This is a genomic window from Microbulbifer mixtoriginis (SeqCode), from assembly GCF_052466715.1.
Genome location: NZ_CP174288.1, coordinates 3,168,774 through 3,185,083, shown reverse-complemented (window position 1 = coordinate 3,185,083; position 16,310 = coordinate 3,168,774). Strand labels below are relative to the sequence as shown.

The 16,310-nt window shown below is 53.2% G+C and carries 13 protein-coding genes; 7 read left to right on the top strand and 6 right to left on the bottom strand.

The annotated features are described in order from the left end of the window. Positions 1–181 precede the first annotated feature (181 nt). From ACJJH9_RS14115 to ACJJH9_RS14105, 3 genes are all read right to left on the bottom strand, one after another. On the bottom strand, positions 182–3,121 hold the full coding sequence (locus ACJJH9_RS14115; protein ID WP_444923154.1) for a ribonucleoside-diphosphate reductase subunit alpha: 2,940 nt from the start codon (positions 3,119–3,121) through the stop codon (positions 182–184). An 824-nt stretch (positions 3,122–3,945) separates the two neighbouring features. After that, complete coding sequence (gene argF / locus ACJJH9_RS14110; protein ID WP_444923153.1) at positions 3,946–4,860, bottom strand: ornithine carbamoyltransferase; 915 nt, start codon at positions 4,858–4,860, stop codon at positions 3,946–3,948. A gap of 22 nt (positions 4,861–4,882) precedes the next feature. Further along, entirely contained in the window at positions 4,883–6,067 is a 1,185-nt protein-coding gene (locus tag ACJJH9_RS14105; RefSeq protein ID WP_444923152.1) for an acetylornithine transaminase, read from the bottom strand. A gap of 322 nt (positions 6,068–6,389) precedes the next feature. Here ACJJH9_RS14105 and grxD point away from each other — a divergent pair, with 322 nt between their 5' ends. Then, positions 6,390–6,722, top strand: a complete 333-nt coding sequence (gene grxD / locus ACJJH9_RS14100) for a Grx4 family monothiol glutaredoxin (protein ID WP_444884108.1) — start codon at positions 6,390–6,392, stop codon at positions 6,720–6,722. 112 nt (positions 6,723–6,834) lie between these two features. Here grxD and bfr read toward each other — a convergent pair whose 3' ends face one another. From bfr to ACJJH9_RS14085, 3 genes are all read right to left on the bottom strand, one after another. Beyond that, positions 6,835–7,326 carry a bacterioferritin gene (bfr, locus tag ACJJH9_RS14095; RefSeq protein WP_252082861.1) on the bottom strand — a complete coding sequence of 164 codons (492 nt, stop codon included), beginning with the start codon at positions 7,324–7,326 and terminating at the stop codon, positions 6,835–6,837. A gap of 299 nt (positions 7,327–7,625) precedes the next feature. Continuing rightward, positions 7,626–8,954, bottom strand: coding sequence for a DUF2254 domain-containing protein (locus ACJJH9_RS14090; RefSeq protein ID WP_444923151.1), 1,329 nt, complete (start codon positions 8,952–8,954; stop codon positions 7,626–7,628). A gap of 149 nt (positions 8,955–9,103) precedes the next feature. After that, positions 9,104–9,346 (bottom strand): bacterioferritin-associated ferredoxin, encoded by a 243-nt coding sequence (locus tag ACJJH9_RS14085; RefSeq protein WP_444889680.1) that lies wholly within the window; start codon positions 9,344–9,346, stop codon positions 9,104–9,106. A 305-nt stretch (positions 9,347–9,651) separates the two neighbouring features. On the opposite strand from ACJJH9_RS14085, the gene ACJJH9_RS14080 reads away from it, so the two are divergent. The 6 genes from ACJJH9_RS14080 (at position 9,652) to sixA (ending at position 16,183) form a co-directional block, all read left to right on the top strand. Next, complete coding sequence (locus ACJJH9_RS14080; RefSeq protein ID WP_252082857.1) at positions 9,652–10,254, top strand: peroxiredoxin; 603 nt, start codon at positions 9,652–9,654, stop codon at positions 10,252–10,254. Positions 10,255–10,500: 246 nt separating this feature from the next. Continuing rightward, complete coding sequence (locus ACJJH9_RS14075) at positions 10,501–11,712, top strand: serine hydrolase domain-containing protein (RefSeq protein ID WP_252082855.1); 1,212 nt, start codon at positions 10,501–10,503, stop codon at positions 11,710–11,712. Positions 11,713–11,973: 261 nt separating this feature from the next. Continuing rightward, positions 11,974–13,890 (top strand): molecular chaperone HtpG, encoded by a 1,917-nt coding sequence (gene htpG / locus ACJJH9_RS14070; RefSeq protein WP_252082854.1) that lies wholly within the window; start codon positions 11,974–11,976, stop codon positions 13,888–13,890. 252 nt (positions 13,891–14,142) lie between these two features. Next, positions 14,143–15,174: an NAD(P)H-dependent glycerol-3-phosphate dehydrogenase gene (locus tag ACJJH9_RS14065; RefSeq protein WP_252082853.1), complete on the top strand. Its 1,032-nt coding sequence runs from the start codon at positions 14,143–14,145 to the stop codon at positions 15,172–15,174. Between the two features lie 12 nt (positions 15,175–15,186). Continuing rightward, complete coding sequence (locus ACJJH9_RS14060) at positions 15,187–15,705, top strand: DUF4389 domain-containing protein (RefSeq protein ID WP_444886899.1); 519 nt, start codon at positions 15,187–15,189, stop codon at positions 15,703–15,705. Positions 15,706–15,724: 19 nt separating this feature from the next. Further along, on the top strand, positions 15,725–16,183 hold the full coding sequence (sixA, locus tag ACJJH9_RS14055) for a phosphohistidine phosphatase SixA (protein ID WP_444923150.1): 459 nt from the start codon (positions 15,725–15,727) through the stop codon (positions 16,181–16,183). Positions 16,184–16,310: the final 127 nt, after the last annotated feature.

Here is a 16,310-nt window from a genome sequence, read left to right as displayed (position 1 = left end):
ACCTTTGTGCGGGTTACTGAAAACGCAGTTGGGGAAAAACGCAGACGATCCCCGGCCCGAAAATTCCTCCCGGTGTTTGCATACCGGGTGGGCCGGGGTCGTTGCGCATGGTCATGCCCGCACTTGCGGTTACGACGCTCTCCCCCGAGAGTGAGTACTGGCCCCAGGAGGGGCCAAATTTTTACTGACAGGCTTCGCAGTCTGGATCGTCCAGAGAGCAAGCCTGCGGCACTGCAGCCGGTGCGGGTGCAGCCTGTTCTACAGGCGCTGCTGCGGCGGCACCATTGCTGCTGCCGTGTGCGCTTACCGCGTTCAGGGTGCCGCTGTTTACCGTAGATTTCTCTGTGGTAGTGGCAGCCAGGGCGCGCAGGTAGTAAGTGGTTTTCAGGCCGCGGAACCACGCCATGCGATAGGTCAGGTCCAGCTTCTTGCCATCAGCGCCGGCAATATACAGGTTCAGGGATTGGGCCTGGTCGATCCACTTCTGGCGACGGCTGGCGGCGTCCACAATCCAACGCGGTTCCACTTCAAACGCGGTGCGGTATTTCGCTTTCAGGTCTTCCGGTACGCGATCGATTTTCTGTACGGAACCCTCGTAGTATTTCAGGTCGTTAACCATGACCTGATCCCACAGGCCGCGATCTTTCAGATCGTGTACCAGGTAGGGGTTTACTACGGTGAATTCGCCGGACAGGTTCGATTTCACATACAGGTTTTGATAAGTCGGTTCGATCGACTGGGAAACCCCGGTGATATTGGCAATGGTCGCGGTAGGGGCGATCGCCATCACGTTGGAGTTACGCATACCCTGGGCTTTTACTTTTTCGCGCAGGCCGTTCCAGTCCAGAGTGGAGCTGGTGTCCTGATCGATAAATTGCTGGCCGCGCTGCTCAGACAGGATCTGGATGGAATCCAGTGGCAGAACACCTTTGCTCCACAGGGAGCCTTCGTAGGTCTGGTACTTGCCGCGCTCAGCAGCCAGATCGCTGGAAGCGGAGATGGCTTCGAAGCTGATCGCTTCCATGGTGTTATCGGCGAAGGCGACGGCTTCATCGCTGGCGTAGGCGATGCCTGCTTTGTACAGCGCATCCTGGAAGCCCATCAGGCCCATGCCCACTGGGCGGTGACGCATGTTGGACTGACGTGCACTTTCAACCGCGTAGTAATTAATGTCGATAACGTTATCGAGCATACGTACCGCGGTTTTTACGGTATTAGCCAGTTTGGTGCGGTCGAGTTCACCGTTTTCACCAATGTGTTGAGCCAGGTTGACAGAGCCCAGGTTACATACGGCGATTTCGTCGTCGGCCTTGGTGTTGAGCGTGATCTCGGTGCACAGGTTGGAGCTGTGTACCACACCGGCGTGCTGTTGTGGGCTGCGCAGGTTGCAGCTGTCTTTAAAGGTGATCCAGGGGTGGCCGGTTTCGAACAGCATGCCCAGCATCTTGCGCCACAGATCGAGCGCGCGGATTTTCTTAAACAGACGCAGCTTGCCTTCGGCAGCCAGTTGCTCGTAGTGGTTGTAGCGTTCTTCAAAGGCGGTGCCGAACAGGTCGTGCAGGTCCGGGCAATCTGCCGGGGAGAAGAGGGTCCACTCTTTGTCTTCGAACACGCGCTTCATAAACAGGTCGGGGACCCAGTTGGCGGTGTTCATATCGTGGGTGCGGCGGCGGTCGTCACCGGTATTCTTGCGCAGCTCGAGGAATTCCTCGATATCCAGATGCCAGGTTTCCAGGTAGGCACACACAGCGCCTTTGCGCTTACCGCCCTGGTTGACCGCTACAGCGGTGTCATTGGCCACTTTCAGGAAGGGCACAACACCTTGTGACTTGCCGTTGGTGCCTTTGATATAGGAACCCAGGGAGCGCACCGGCGTCCAGTCGTTGCCGAGGCCGCCGGCCCACTTGGACAACATGGCGTTGTCGCGGATAGCACCGTAAATACCGTGCAGGTCGTCCGGTACCGTAGTCAGGTAGCAGGAGGACAGCTGCGGGCGCAGGGTGCCGGCGTTGAACAGGGTCGGGGTGGAGCTCATGTAGTCGAAAGAGCTCAACAGGTTGTAGAACTCTACCGCGCGCTCGTTCTTGTTTTCTTCGTTAATGCTGAGGCCCATGGCGACGCGCATAAAGAAAATCTGCGGCAGCTCGAAACGAATATCGTCACTGTGCAGGAAGTAGCGGTCGTACAGGGTCTGCAGGCCCAGGTAGGTAAACTGGTGATCGCGCTCGCCTTTTAAAGCTCCGCCGAGTTTTTCCAGGTCGAAGGTGGCCAGGGCGGGGTCCAGCAGGTCCAGCTCGATACCCTTCTTCACGTAAGCGGGCAGAGTGGAAGCGTAGAGTTTTTCCATCTCATGCTGGGTGGCGCGCTCGGCTATATCGAGGAAGCGCAGGGCTTCGGAGCGCAGCTTGTCCAGCAGCAGGCTGGCTGTGGCGTAAGTGTAATTTGGCTCTTTTTCAACCAGAGTACGCGCAGTAATTACCAGGGCGGTATTGATATCGTTTTCGGAGACGCCGTCGTAAAGGTTCTTCAGGGCCTCGCTGAGGATGGCCTCGGCGTTGACGTCTTTCAGACCTTCACAGGCTTCGCTGACAACAGTGCGCAGGCGCTCCATATCCAGGGGAACGAGGCTGTCGTCGTCGAGTTTAACGCGGATGCTGGGGTGCGCATCGACGGCCTGCTCGGTTTGACTGGCACTTTTTTCTTTTTCTGCACGCAGGCGTGCGTGCTCTTCGCGGTAGAGTACGTAGTCGCGGGCAACCTTGTGTTCACCGGCGCGCATCAGGGCCAGTTCCACCTGGTCCTGAATTTCCTCAATATGGATAGTGCCGCCAGAGGGCATGCGACGCTTAAAGGTGGCGCTGATCTGGCCAACCAGCTCCTCGACTTGCTCGTGGACACGGCTGGACGCAGCGGCGGTGCCGCCTTCAACAGCGAGAAAGGCCTTGGTAACGGCGACGGAAATTTTGCCATCGTCGTAGGGGACAACGGTACCATTGCGCTTGATGACGCGGATCTGGCCTGGTGCGGTGGCGGCCAGAGTGGTGCCGTCAGTAGCCTGGTCGCTGGTTGTGCCTGATTTTGCCGCAGGCACGGTTTGAGAGCGCCCTGTCTCTGTGTGCATGTAAATCTCCGAAAGGTTTGTATTGTTGTCTGTCCGCGTGTGTTCACCAGAACAGCGCCACTGGACTGCGTGGCATGTGCGGAGCGAGTCCATCGCTTGGCCAGTGATTCCTCCCACACCGTGAAGGCACTGGAAACAGGCGGCTCGATGGCCGGCGTTCAGTTAAGCTTTGCCGGCTGCTGCCTGTGGCGGATCATTCCTTTCCGCCCGCTTACCTCTGATTCTGCTTTGAAAAAAGCAGCGTCTGGCACCGGCCGCCAAAAAGTGTGGCGGAGTGCCGGGATTCGCCCCTAGATTTGGGGATGCTCAAGGTCCCTTACCCCAATATATAGGGGGTATGCCTCGAGCGCGCTACAAGATAATGCGGTAGGCGGGTCAGTTCAAGCCGAATAACTTTGTGGTTGTTTGTGGATAAATTGTGGGTAGGCGTGTTGAGTCAGTAGCCACTTCTGCGGCAGGTCCCGCCACAGCTGGGCTGCATGGCATTTGTCAGTGAAGGGAGAAGGGTAATACAAGCTCTTACAATTTTTTTTAATAGCCGGGGCGTTCTAAATTAACAACGGCAATAACCATTTGCGAATGTGCGCAATTTGAGCAAGTTGGTACTAAGATGATCAGTTTTGTGGCGTGATTTTTTTGTTGCAACATGCCTGGTTATTATTTGTTCATCGGTATTGTTTCGTCTGAACCTGTATTTTGATGCCACGAAAAAAGTGCGTGGTCGTTTTTAACACGGATGTCAGTTGGTGGAGGGGGGAGGTAGGGCGGAGGATGGGCCAGTCGACAGGTTGTAAATAACGCCATCGACCGACGCATAAAAAACCTTACTGGCTGTGCTCCTGTAAAAACTCCATGAGTGCTTTCTGTGCATGTAGGCGATTTTCCGCCTCGTCCCACACCTTGGAAATACGCTCGTCCTCCAGTAATTCGGCGCTGACTTCCTCACCGCGGTGCGCTGGCAGACAATGCATGAAAATTGCGTCTTCGTTAGCGTGGCTCATCAGCTCGTGATTCACTTGGTAGCGGTCGAAGGCTTCGCTGCGGGCTTGTTGTTCTGTCTCCTGGCCCATGGAAGCCCATACATCGGTACTGACCCAGTCGGCATCGCGCACGGCCTCCATAGGGTTATGCACAACTTTTACCCGATCGCCGGCGGCAGCGACAATATCGGCATCTGGAGCATATCCTTGGGGGCAAGAGATACGTAGTTCAAAGTCGCAAAGCCGCGCCGCATTGATATAGGAGTGACACATATTGTTGCCGTCGCCCACCCAGGCCACCACTTTGCCCGCGGGGCTGCCGCGGTGTTCGACGAAAGTCTGGATATCGGCGAGTAACTGGCAGGGGTGGTAACTGTCAGATAAAGCATTGATTACGGGCACCCGTGAGTGGGCTGCGAAGCGCTCCACATTTTGATGGCCGAAGGTGCGGATCATTACTATGTCGACCATGCGTGAGATCACCCGAGCGCTGTCTTCGATAGGCTCACCGCGCCCCAGCTGAGTATCCCGCGGCGATAGGAATAGGGCGCTGCCACCCATCTGCGCCATGCCAGCTTCAAAAGAGACGCGGGTGCGGGTGGAAGACTTTTCAAAAATCATCCCCAGCACTTTGCCGCGAAAAAGGTCGGTAGTAATGCCCTGGTTGCGTAGGGTTTTTAATTCGATAGCGCGCTCGATAATTTGTTTTAGCTCCTCTGCGGAGAGATCCATTAAGGTGAGGAAATGCCTGGTCGCCATAAATTGTTCTCCTTTGAGTGCTTCAGACTGCCTGCGGGGTAAATTGTTGAATCAGAGTGCTGACATTGTCGGCCAGTTGCTGGCACTCCTCGTCAGTAAGGGTGAGTGGAGGCAGTAGCCGCACCACATTGCCGGCGGTGACGTTGATCAGTAACGCCTGCTCCCTAGCCCGTTCAACCAGCTCAGCGCAAGGGTGGTTGAGTTCAATACCGATCATCAGACCCTGTCCGCGAATATCCACTACCCCTGGGCAATCGCCCAGTCGCATGCGCAGGGAATGTAGTAATTGTTCGCCCAGTTTTTCTGCGCGCTCGATTAACCACTCGCCCTGAAGAGTCTCCAGCACGGCAAGACCGGCACGGCAAGCGAGAGGGTTGCCGCCGAAGGTCGAACCGTGGCTGCCAGCGGTGAAAAGGCCGGCAGCCTTGCCGCGGGCGAGACAGGCACCGATAGGGACACCATTGCCGAGCCCTTTGGCGGTGGTTAATACATCCGGCACTATGTCGGCGTGCTGGTAGGCAAACATTCTGCCGCTGCGACCGTTGCCGGTCTGGATCTCATCCAACATTAACAGCCAGTCGTGTCGATCGCAGAGTGTACGAAGTTGTTTTAGGTAGTCGGTATCTGGTACGCGGACACCGCCTTCCCCTTGTATTGGTTCCACCAGTATGGCGACGATATCGCTGTGCTGTTGTGCCAGGTTTTCAATGGCTTGCACATCGTTGAAAGGCACCCGCAAAAAACCCTCGGGTAAGGGGGCGAAGCCCTGTTGTGCCTTTTCATTGCCTGTTGCCGTAAGCGTGGCGAGGGTTCGCCCATGGAAAGCGCCCTCCATAACCACAATTTGCGGTGTCACCAGCCCGCGCTCATTACCGAGTTTACGCGCTAGCTTGATAGCGGCCTCATTGGCCTCAGCACCGGAGTTGGAGAAAAATACATTATCCATACCCGATAGGAATACGAGCCGGTCGGCCAACTGCTGTTGGGGAGGAATGTTGTACAGGTTGGATACATGCAGCAGGGTGTTGGCCTGCTCCTGTAGGGCTTCGGTGACTTTTGGATGGCAGTGGCCAAGACCGCAGACGGCGATACCGGAAATAGCGTCCAGGTAGCGGTGGCCGCGATCATCCCACACGTAGTTTCCCTCGCCGCGGACCAGGGTCAGGGTCCTTTCGCCATAGTTGTGCATCAGTGTGTGGGGGGGCACTGAGACGCCTCCTTATTTAATCGTTGGGTTTGTTTAACAGAAGTCGTTTCCGCAGATAATTCTTTTTGATGTATTTTAATCTGCAAATAATATTGTTGAACTAATGCTAACACAGCCTTTGCGGCGTGTGGGCCATCTATTTGATTTCTCTTTGTAAAGGATGGGGCCATTGGGGAGTGGTGCGCATTTTTTGGCTATGCACTGCTGCGGGTACTTATTCCCCCCTGCGCTGAGGTACAATGGCCGACCGTGCGCAATGGCTGGGTGCCGATGCGATACACGTTAATAAATTTGCTTCCACCACCTGAGGTTTCTCACGCTTATGGATACACTGGAGAACATCAAACAGCAGATTGCTGACAACGACATTCTGCTCTACATGAAAGGTAGCCCCAACGCGCCCCAGTGCGGCTTTTCCATGCGCGCCTCCCAGGCGATGATGGCCTGCGGTAAGCGCTTTGCTTATGTGGATATCCTGGCTAATCCAGATATTCGCGCTGAATTGCCCAAGTATGCCAATTGGCCGACTTTCCCTCAGCTTTGGGTGAAGGGTGAGTTGGTCGGCGGTTGCGACATCATTATGGAAATGTATGAAAATGGTGAGCTGAAAACCCTGATCGATGAGGCATCGGCGGAGAGTGAAGGCGAAGGTTAATTTTTGTTTTTGCTTCGATGTATCTGCCTGGTGAAAGCGGCAGTACATGGTTGAGAATAAAAAAACCGCAGTTGAAACTGCGGTTTTTTTATACTTGTAAAGGTTGTTCTAATTATTTGCCAGAGTGGCCGGCTGCAGTTTCCATTTGAGTTTGCAGGTAGTTTTGAATGCCCACTTTGTCAATCAGTTCGAGCTGAGTCTCCAGCCAGTCGACATGCTCTTCTTCGGAGTCGAGAATTTTTTCCAGTAATTCACGGCTGCCGTAATCGCGTACCGATTCACAGTAGGCGATGGCTTCGCGCAGATCGGGAATTGCTTTGGATTCAATCTTCAAGTCGCACTTGAGCATTTCCTCGGTATTCTCACCGATCATCAATTTGCCCAGGTGCTGCAGATTGGGGATACCCTCAAGGAACAGGATACGCTCGATCAGCCAATCGGCGTGTTTCATTTCATCAATGGATTCGTGGTATTCCTGTTTGCCCAGCTCTTTTAAACCCCAGTTGTCGTACATGCGCGCATGCAGAAAATACTGGTTGATAGCTACCAGCTCATTGCCCAGTACTTTATTTAAATGTTCGATAACCTTGGGATCGCCTTTCATAGCTTTTGCTCCTGTGGCCCTGCGAGCTAGATAACACCCTCAGAGAATTCCTATTTGTTGGTTACTTGAAATAAGTAGCAATAAAAAGTCACTAAATTGTGTTAGTCACTTATGTCTGCAGCTGACCGATTTCCCACAATTTATTTTAGGGTGATAGCTGCAATCCGGGCCGAGTTTGCGTTGCGATTTGCGGCAAGTCAAGAAGAAGTTGTTAGCTGCGGAATGCAGAAAAAACACGGTTTTTAACACGAATTTGGCCGAAAATAGCAACGAAAATGATTCTTGTTTAGGTTGCAGTGTCAGCTGGCGAGCTTTTTTTGAATAGCAGATATTATTTGCTGAATTTCAGTGGAATCGGTTTCACTCTTAATAAAGTTTTTATTGTCGTTGGCCAGACGTTGCAGATAATTAAATAGTGCAGTCTTGTCTTTTTCCCTTTGGCAAACTTCGGCGAGATGTTCCAATGCGTTGAGTAAGTGGCGCATAAAAACGCCATTGGCGCGGCCGTGTTCGACGATTTCATCCAGTGAAGCATCAAGCAGCTGAGCAAATTCCAATTTGCAGCTGATTAGGCGTAAAGCTCCGCTGGAGTCAGTAAAACAATTCGCAGGTTCCGGTCTTTGCAGCACAGTACCCAGCCCCTCAATGAGGCGGTCAACACAGGAATAGGCTGTGAAAGGATCATTAATACCGGGGGATAGTGCACGTACTGCAATCTGTGATAACTGGCGCACTGAAAAAACAATGTCCTGCTCGGCAGTGGGCAATGCGCCAATTTGTAGGGCGGACTGCAGTGGTGGAATTATCTTTTCAGGGTTGTCGCCCTGATAAATTCTGCCGATGTGTCCCCAGTGATGCACATAGGAGCCTGGGTGACAATGGACCTGCACACAGCAATTAAATTTTTCCGCAATGGCAATCATTTTTTCCCGATCGATGATTTGTATATAGCCCCCGCGGGGAGTGGGTAAGGGGATCCACCCAGGCCCCAGTGCCAGGCGCTCAGTATCGAAGTGCTCGCCGCGTTTGGGCTCTGTTGAGCTTGGGTATTCACGGTTTATTGCCTGGTGGAATTCCAGGTTGATCTGGTGGGCGATGTTATCCACTTGGATGGATTGCGCCACGTTGTGGATGAAATAAACGAGGTAGCCGACGCTGATTAGAGTGAGCAGTAATGCGACTTGGATAGCAAAGCCATAGGTAGTGATTTCCCCAGTGCTACCCTCAATACCGCGCATTGTGACCAGTGCATAGACATAAGTTGAGAGAAAGATCCCGAGGGACCCCTGGGTACTGCGATCGCGGATAAAATTTCTTACCAGGTGAGAGCCAAACTGGTTGGAGGCAAGGGTTAGGGCCACCACAGTAATTGAGAATACAGTACCGGCAACTGTAATAGTTGAACCGGCAATTACCGAGAGCAAGGCGCGTGCGCTGTTAACGTCGGTCATATGCAGCCAGTCGAGAGTGGCGATATGGCCTGTTTCAAATACAGGCAGTGCGCTTAAAAGGGCGTCCAGCTGGCGCATCAGGTAGGCGAGCAGCAACGCCGACAGAATCATCACGAGTGGCACACTCCAAAAGCTGGAGCGAAGCCGTTCATAGAGGTGTAAGAGGTGCTTCTTCATGGGCAAAGCTGAGCACATTGATGTGCACCCAGCTTAGCGCACCGAGTGTGATTGCCAGAAGTCTAGGGAAAGCTGCAGGGGTAGGGCTTGAGGTACAACTGGCCGCCATTCATGGCAATCTATTCGTGCGCGGCGGCCAAAATGAGAACTTAGCTGGCGGAGTAAAATAGCCCGTTGGTGGCCGAGGAAATCATTCCGGTACCCAGGGTTTCACTGATAATTTCCTTGGTCTGCTCGGCGCAGCGACCGCACTGGGAAGAAACCCCGAGCTGGCGTCTTAAGGCCTTCACAGAAGTGGAGCCATCGTAGACAGCCTCTTTAATTTGGCGGTCGGTTATACCTTTACAGATACATACATACATCGTTGTGGGCTCTGCTCGATTTCTGTTCAATACTAGACTGATGTGAATCCTATTGCAATTGAGAATGAGTGTCAATAAGATTCCAGAAAGATTAAAAAACGACCCCTATGTTTCTTTTTTGTGCGAACTATCGGTTGTTTTTTCCTATTTTGAGGCCTGGTTCACGCATAGCTTTTCCGCTATCAGGCTCATTAAAAAAATTTATGGGCCTGCAATAAGTGGATGTGTATCATAGCGGCCCACTATCAATTCCTATTCAATTTATAGCTGTTGCGTATAAATTGAACACTTCACTCTCTTTATCAACAACCCATTATTGGATTGAGGAGGTTTTCATGGCAGTACTGGTAGGCAAGCCGGCTCCGGACTTCACCGCTGCAGCGGTATTGGGTAATGGCGAAATCGTCGATACCTTTAACCTGAAAGAAGCGATTAAAGGTAAGAAAGCAGTAGTTTTCTTCTATCCGCTGGACTTCACCTTCGTATGTCCTTCTGAGCTGATCGCTTTCGACCACCGCTTTGCCGAGTTCGAAAAGCGCGGTGTTGAGGTAATCGGTGTTTCCATCGACTCTCAGTTCTCTCACAACGCATGGCGTAACACCCCGGTCAACGACGGTGGTATCGGTCCAGTAAAATACACTCTGGTTGCCGATGTTAAGCACGAAATCTGCCAGGCGTACGACGTAGAAGCTGACGCTGGCGTCGCTTTCCGTGGCTCTTTCCTGATCGATGAGGAAGGTTTGGTTCGTCACCAGGTTGTGAACGATCTGCCGTTGGGCCGCAACGTTGACGAAATGCTGCGTATGGTTGATGCTCTGGCGTTCCACCAGGAGCATGGCGAAGTTTGCCCGGCCGGTTGGCAGGAAGGCGACAAAGGTATGAACGCTTCTCCGGAAGGCGTAGCGGCTTACCTGAGCGAGAACGCTGAGAAGCTGTAAGCTCAAGGTCGCTGGGCTAGCTCGAAGCTAGTCCCGATGCAGAAAAAACCGCCGAAAGGCGGTTTTTTCGTTTTAATGAGTGCCAATACGCAGATCTATGCGGGTGGCATGGGGATTCACACAGGACTAATGGCAAGCGACTAGAATTCAGCAGTCAGTCCTGCGTGGCGCCTAAATAGAGTTTTTGCCCGTTGGCTGCTAGTCTTATCTGCATGTACCGGATTGCTTTGGCGGCTCGATTTGCTTATGAGACCTGCAATTCTTTCAAATATCGTCTACCACCTACGTGCCTGGAAGGCGTGTACCATTCTTTCACTACTGCTCCTATGCGCTGTGGCGCTACCTGTGCGGGCGATGGATATAGACGCCAGGGCCAAGGAGTTCGATCGATACTTCCGCAAGATGATGGCTGGCAAGTCGATCCCCGGTGGTGCCTATGTCATTGTTGATGGCAACCGGGTGGTGGCCATGGACACTTACGGTGTGCGCACACGCGGAAAGAAAGGTAAGGTGGATTCGGATACCGTTTTTCGCCTGGCCTCGGTCTCAAAGACCTTTGCCGCCAGTATGGCCACTCTGTTGGAGCATGAGGAGCGCTTTAATTGGGATGACAAGGTCGTCAATTATGTGCCGGACCTCAGCTTCAAGACGCCGTCCCTGTCTCGCCAGCTGCAAGTAGAGCATTTACTCAGTCACTCCTCCGGCTTAACGCCCAATGCCTACGATGATTACCTGGAGGACAATAAACCGCTCAGCAAAATATTGCCGAAATTCGCCAATATTGACCCACGCTGTACTCCGGGAAAATGCTATGGCTACCAGAATGTGCTGTTCAGCCTGATTGAAGATGTGATTCTTGAGGCGACAGGTACCACCTTTGCCAAACAACTCAAGACGCGAATCTTTGTACCGCTGAAAATGCAGAATGCCTCGGTGGGTTGGGAGAGCTTTATGGCCTCGGACAACCGCGCCGCGCCCCATGTGCAAACAGGCAGTGGCTGGCGTCCGGTGAAGGTGGAAAAAGAGTACTATTTCGCTGCCCCAGCGGCGGGTGTCAACGCCAGTATTTCGGATATGGCCCAGTGGTTGAAAGCGCAAATGGGTTACTACCCCAAGGTACTTTCTCCCGCAATGATCGAGGATATGACCACCGAGCGAGTGTCCACTCAGCGCCATATGCGCCACCGTATCTGGCGGGATTACCTATCTCATGCCGGTTATGGCCTCGGCTGGCGTCTCTACACCATTGGTGATGACCGCATTATCTATCACGGTGGCTGGGTGGCAGGTTTCCGTGCGGCAGTTGCTTACTCGGAGAAGCTGAAAATCGGTATCGCCATCTTGCTGAATGCCGAATCCCGGGTGATCTCCGATATGACCGCCAACTTTGTGATCGATGTGACCGGCAGCAAGGGCAAAGCCGCTACGCTCAAGGCTAAGGCCAGTCGCAAGCGTTAGTTGGCTGTGCAATAGTCAATAATGCACTCCCCTTAAAGCCCCAGCTGGTGGGGCTTTAAGGGGAAATTCCAACCCTAAAATGTCTTCTTGAAACCCCACCGTTTCCCGTAAAGTCTTAGCTGAATAGCGAATTACTGTCAGCGCCGTTTGCGTTACGGCATCATGCAGATATTCCCTATTTCCAGCTTTGCCCTTGAAACCTGTCAGCAGGTCCCAATATTTGCTCCCTGTTCCGATTGACGTGTATGGGGAGACCTACAGATGACCGTTGAGGCCCACAAAGAGAGCCACGGGTTCCAGACAGAAGCCAAGCAACTGCTGCACCTGATGATCCACTCGCTCTACTCCAATAAGGAGATTTTCCTGCGCGAGCTGGTATCCAATGCCTCCGATGCCGCTGACAAGCTGCGCTTTGAAGCGCTGTCGAAGCCAGAATTATTTGCCGATGATACGGACCTGCGTATTCGTATCGAGTTCGATAAAGATGCGGGTACCCTGACCATTACCGATAACGGTATTGGTATGAGCCGTGACGAAGTGATCGAAAACCTCGGTACCATCGCTCGCTCCGGTACCTCCGCCTTTATGCAGCAACTCACCGGTGACCAGAAAAAAGATGCGCACCTGATCGGTCAGTTTGGTGTTGGTTTTTACTCAGCATTTATTGTTGCCGATAAAGTGGATGTGTTTACTCGTCGCGCAGGTGCAGAAGCCGATCAGGGTGTGCACTGGGAGTGTCACGGCGAAGCGGAATATTCCGTAGAAAATGCAGAGTTGCCCCAGCGCGGTACCCGTGTCGTTCTACATCTGAAAGAAGATGCCAAAGAGTTTGCCGATGGTTGGCGCCTGCGCTCCATTATTAAAAAGTACTCCGACCACATCGCTATTCCGGTAGAGATGCTGAAAGAGGAAATGCCGGCGGCAGAGGGTGAGGAAGAAAAAGAAGAGAAGGCGCCCGAGTTTGAAGCGGTTAATGCGGCCCAGGCGTTGTGGACCCGCCCGCGCTCTGAAGTGAAAGCCGAGGAGTACAAAGAATTTTATAAGCATATTTCCCACGATTTTGATGATCCACTCAGCTGGAGCCACAATCGTGTTGAGGGCAAGCAGGATTACACCAGCCTGCTGTATATTCCGGCGCGTGCACCTTTTGACTTGTACCAGCGCGATGCCGCCCGCGGCCTCAAGCTTTATGTACAACGCACCTTTATCATGGACGACGCCGAGCAGTTCCTGCCGCTGTACCTGCGTTTTGTGAAAGGTGTGCTGGACTCCAACGATCTGCCGCTAAACGTTTCCCGTGAAATCCTGCAAAAAGACCGCAATACTGATGCGATCAAAAGCGCACTGACTAAGCGTGTGCTGGATATGCTGGATAAGCTGGCGAAGAAGGATGGTGACGAGTACCAGAAATTCTGGGACCTGTTTGGCAATGTGCTGAAAGAGGGGCCGGCAGAGGATTTCTCCAATAAAGAGAAAGTGGCCAAGCTGCTGCGTTTCGCCACCACGCATACCGATACCGACAAACAAGATCAGTCCCTGGAAGACTACGTCAGCCGCATGAAAGATGGCCAAAAGGCGATCTACTACGTGTGCGCAGACAACTTCGCGACAGCGAAATCCAGCCCTTACCTGGAAGTATTCCGCAAGAAGGGTATCGAGGTGCTGCTGCTCACCGATCAGGTGGACGAGTGGTTCGTGGGCCATATGAACGAGTTTGATGGCAAGCCGTTCCAGGACGTGGCCAAAGGCGCGCTGGATTTGGGTGAAGCCGAGAGCGAAGAGGATAAAGCCGAACGCGAGAAAGTTGAGAATGAGTCCGGTGCGCTGGTTGAGCGCGTGCAGTCTGTTCTGGATAGCCGCGTGGAATCTGTACGCGCTACCACTCGCCTGGTGGACTCGCCGGCGTGTCTGGTGGTGAGCGAACAGGATATGGGTCCGCAGATGCGCCGTATCCTCGAACAGGCTGGACAGGCGGTACCAGAGGCTAAACCGATTTTTGAAATCAACCCATCGCACCCGCTGGTACAGCGCCTGGATCAGGAGCAGGATGAGGATCGCTTTGCCGATCTCACCAATATTCTGATGGATCAGGCCAACTTGGCGGCGGGCAACCAGCTAACAGATCCAGCCGACTACGTGCGTCGCCTGAATACACTGCTGCTGGAAATGCACGACTAAGTTTTAATCAGTCGTTATTGGCTTTCAGGAGCCTGGCGCGGTGAATTCTTCGGAAGTTCTTGCGCCTTATTTCTGCGGCCTCAGCGGAACAGCCCGGTTGTGCAACCGGTAGCTTGTCCCGCTGGGGCCGTTTTCCGTTTTTGGCGTGTTAATTTGTAACTTTACGCGCAAGATCCTGATAGTTGAACCCTTTGGGCTGAGCGGGTCATACCTCTATAATCCCTGCCCTCGAGAAGCTTTATCGGTATCAATATGCAAAAGGAAACTTCCAACCCTCTCTCCATCGCTGTATTGGGCGGCGGTAGTTTCGGTACGGCCATTGCTAATATTATTGCGGGTAATGGTCACGATACCCGCCAGTGGATGCGGGATTCGGAGAGCGCGGAAGCCTGTCGAGAAACCCGTGAGAACAGCAAGTATTTGCCCGGAGTGGCCCTGCACCCAGAACTTTGTATCAGCAGCGACCTGCAGGAAGTGGTACGGAACTGCAATATTGTATTTGTCGCTATCCCCAGTAAATCTTTCCGTGAAGTGGTCCGCCGGGTAGCCCCGCTGCTAAAACCGGGCACCATGTTGATTTCCACCACTAAGGGAATAGAGCACGACAGTTTTCATTTGATGAGCGATATTCTGCGCGAGGAGACCCAGGGTATGCGCGTGGGGGTGCTGAGCGGGCCCAACTTCGCTAAGGAAATTGTCGCAGGTCACTACACAGCAACCGTGGTTGCCAGTGAAGATGAAGCGCTGTGCAAGGATATCCAGTCCGCGCTGCACTCCGAGACCTTCCGCGTTTACTCCAGTAACGATGTATTTGGCGTGGAACTGGCGGGGGCGCTGAAAAATATTTATGCCATTGTCACCGGTATGGCGGCGGCCTTGGATCGGGGGCAAAATACCATCAGCCTGCTGATTACCCGTTCTCTCGCAGAGATGATGCGCTTTGCTGAGGCTATGGGTGCAGACCCTATGACTTTTATCGGCCTCGCCGGCGTTGGCGATTTAATCCTGACCTGTTCCTCCGACCTCAGCCGTAACTACCGGGTAGGTTATTTGGTGGGCAAGGGCAAGCCTTTGGATCGTGCTGTCGCGGAAATCGGTCAGGTTGCCGAAGGGGTGAATACGGTTCGTCTGATTAAAAAGAAAGCGGATGAAATGGGCGTCTACATGCCCTTGGTTTCCGCAATTCACGCCATATTATTTGAAGAGCGACCGATTCCTGAGGTAATTCGCAATTTAATGTCGGGCGCGCAAACTTTTGATGTGGCCTACTCGGCCAAGCCTTGATGGAAGCCTCTTATGAAAAATGATGATTTAAAGCGCAACCTGACTTCCGGGAACCAGTGGGTGCGGCTGATCTATATGGTGCTGTTTGCGATCTGCCTGCAGATTGCCAGCTGGGTGCTGCTCGCGGTGGTTGTGCTGCAGTTCCTGTTCTCGATTATTGGTGGCAGTGCCAATGATAATTTGCGTCGTTTTGGCGACCAGCTCGCCTCCTATATTTATCAGGCGATACAGTTTTTAATTTACAACTCTGAGGAAAAGCCTTTTCCTTTTGCAGAGTGGCCGGAATCTGAAGTGGACGATCTCTCCGGTTACGAGGGCGCGCAAGAGGTTAATGCAGAAGTTATGGCTTCCGATGATGAAGCCGAGGCCGAGAAAAAAACTGAGTCCAAAAAGGAAGAAGAAGCCGAGGAGGCCATTATCCTCGGTAGTGATGACGGTAAGCCCGAGCTGGTAGAGGAGAGTGCAGAGGAGTCCTCAACGCCCTTCAGTGAGCAGAAGGGTGAGTCTGACAAGCGCGGCGACACACACTAAACCGATTGAGGCGAAGTCAATGCAGCTGTTTATCCTGCGTCATGGTAAGGCCGAACCCATGTACGGTAACGATGCCGGCCGCGCGCTTACGGAGCGCGGTCGTAAGCAGGTGGCGCAGGTCTGCAAAGAGCGCGCTGAGGAGTTGTCCTCCGTGCGTGCTATTTGGGCGAGCCCCTTTGTGCGCACTCAGCAGACAGCTGATATTGTCTCCGCCCACTTGGGGTTGCCTGTTGTCACCGAGTCACTGCTGATTGGCGATACCGATCCGCAGCAGCTACTCGACAAGTTACAGAAACAGCAAGCCGATCATTTCCCTCTTCTCCTGGTGAGCCATCAACCACTGGTGGGTATGCTGTTGAACGGTCTCTGCGGTAGTGGCAATCAACACCCGATGGGGACCTCCAGCCTCGCCTGTGTCAGCGCGGAGGTCTGGGCCAATGGTTGTGCTGAGTTGCAGTGGTTACAGCACGCCGGCTAACCATTTTTTCCTCCGGTTTTTACCCTTTGCCTTCAAATCCCTAGGTTGCTGGCGCTAACTGTCATTGCCTGCGGGCCTTTGGGCCTGCACCATCTGGCTCTTTAATATTCACTTTCTTCTGGAATCT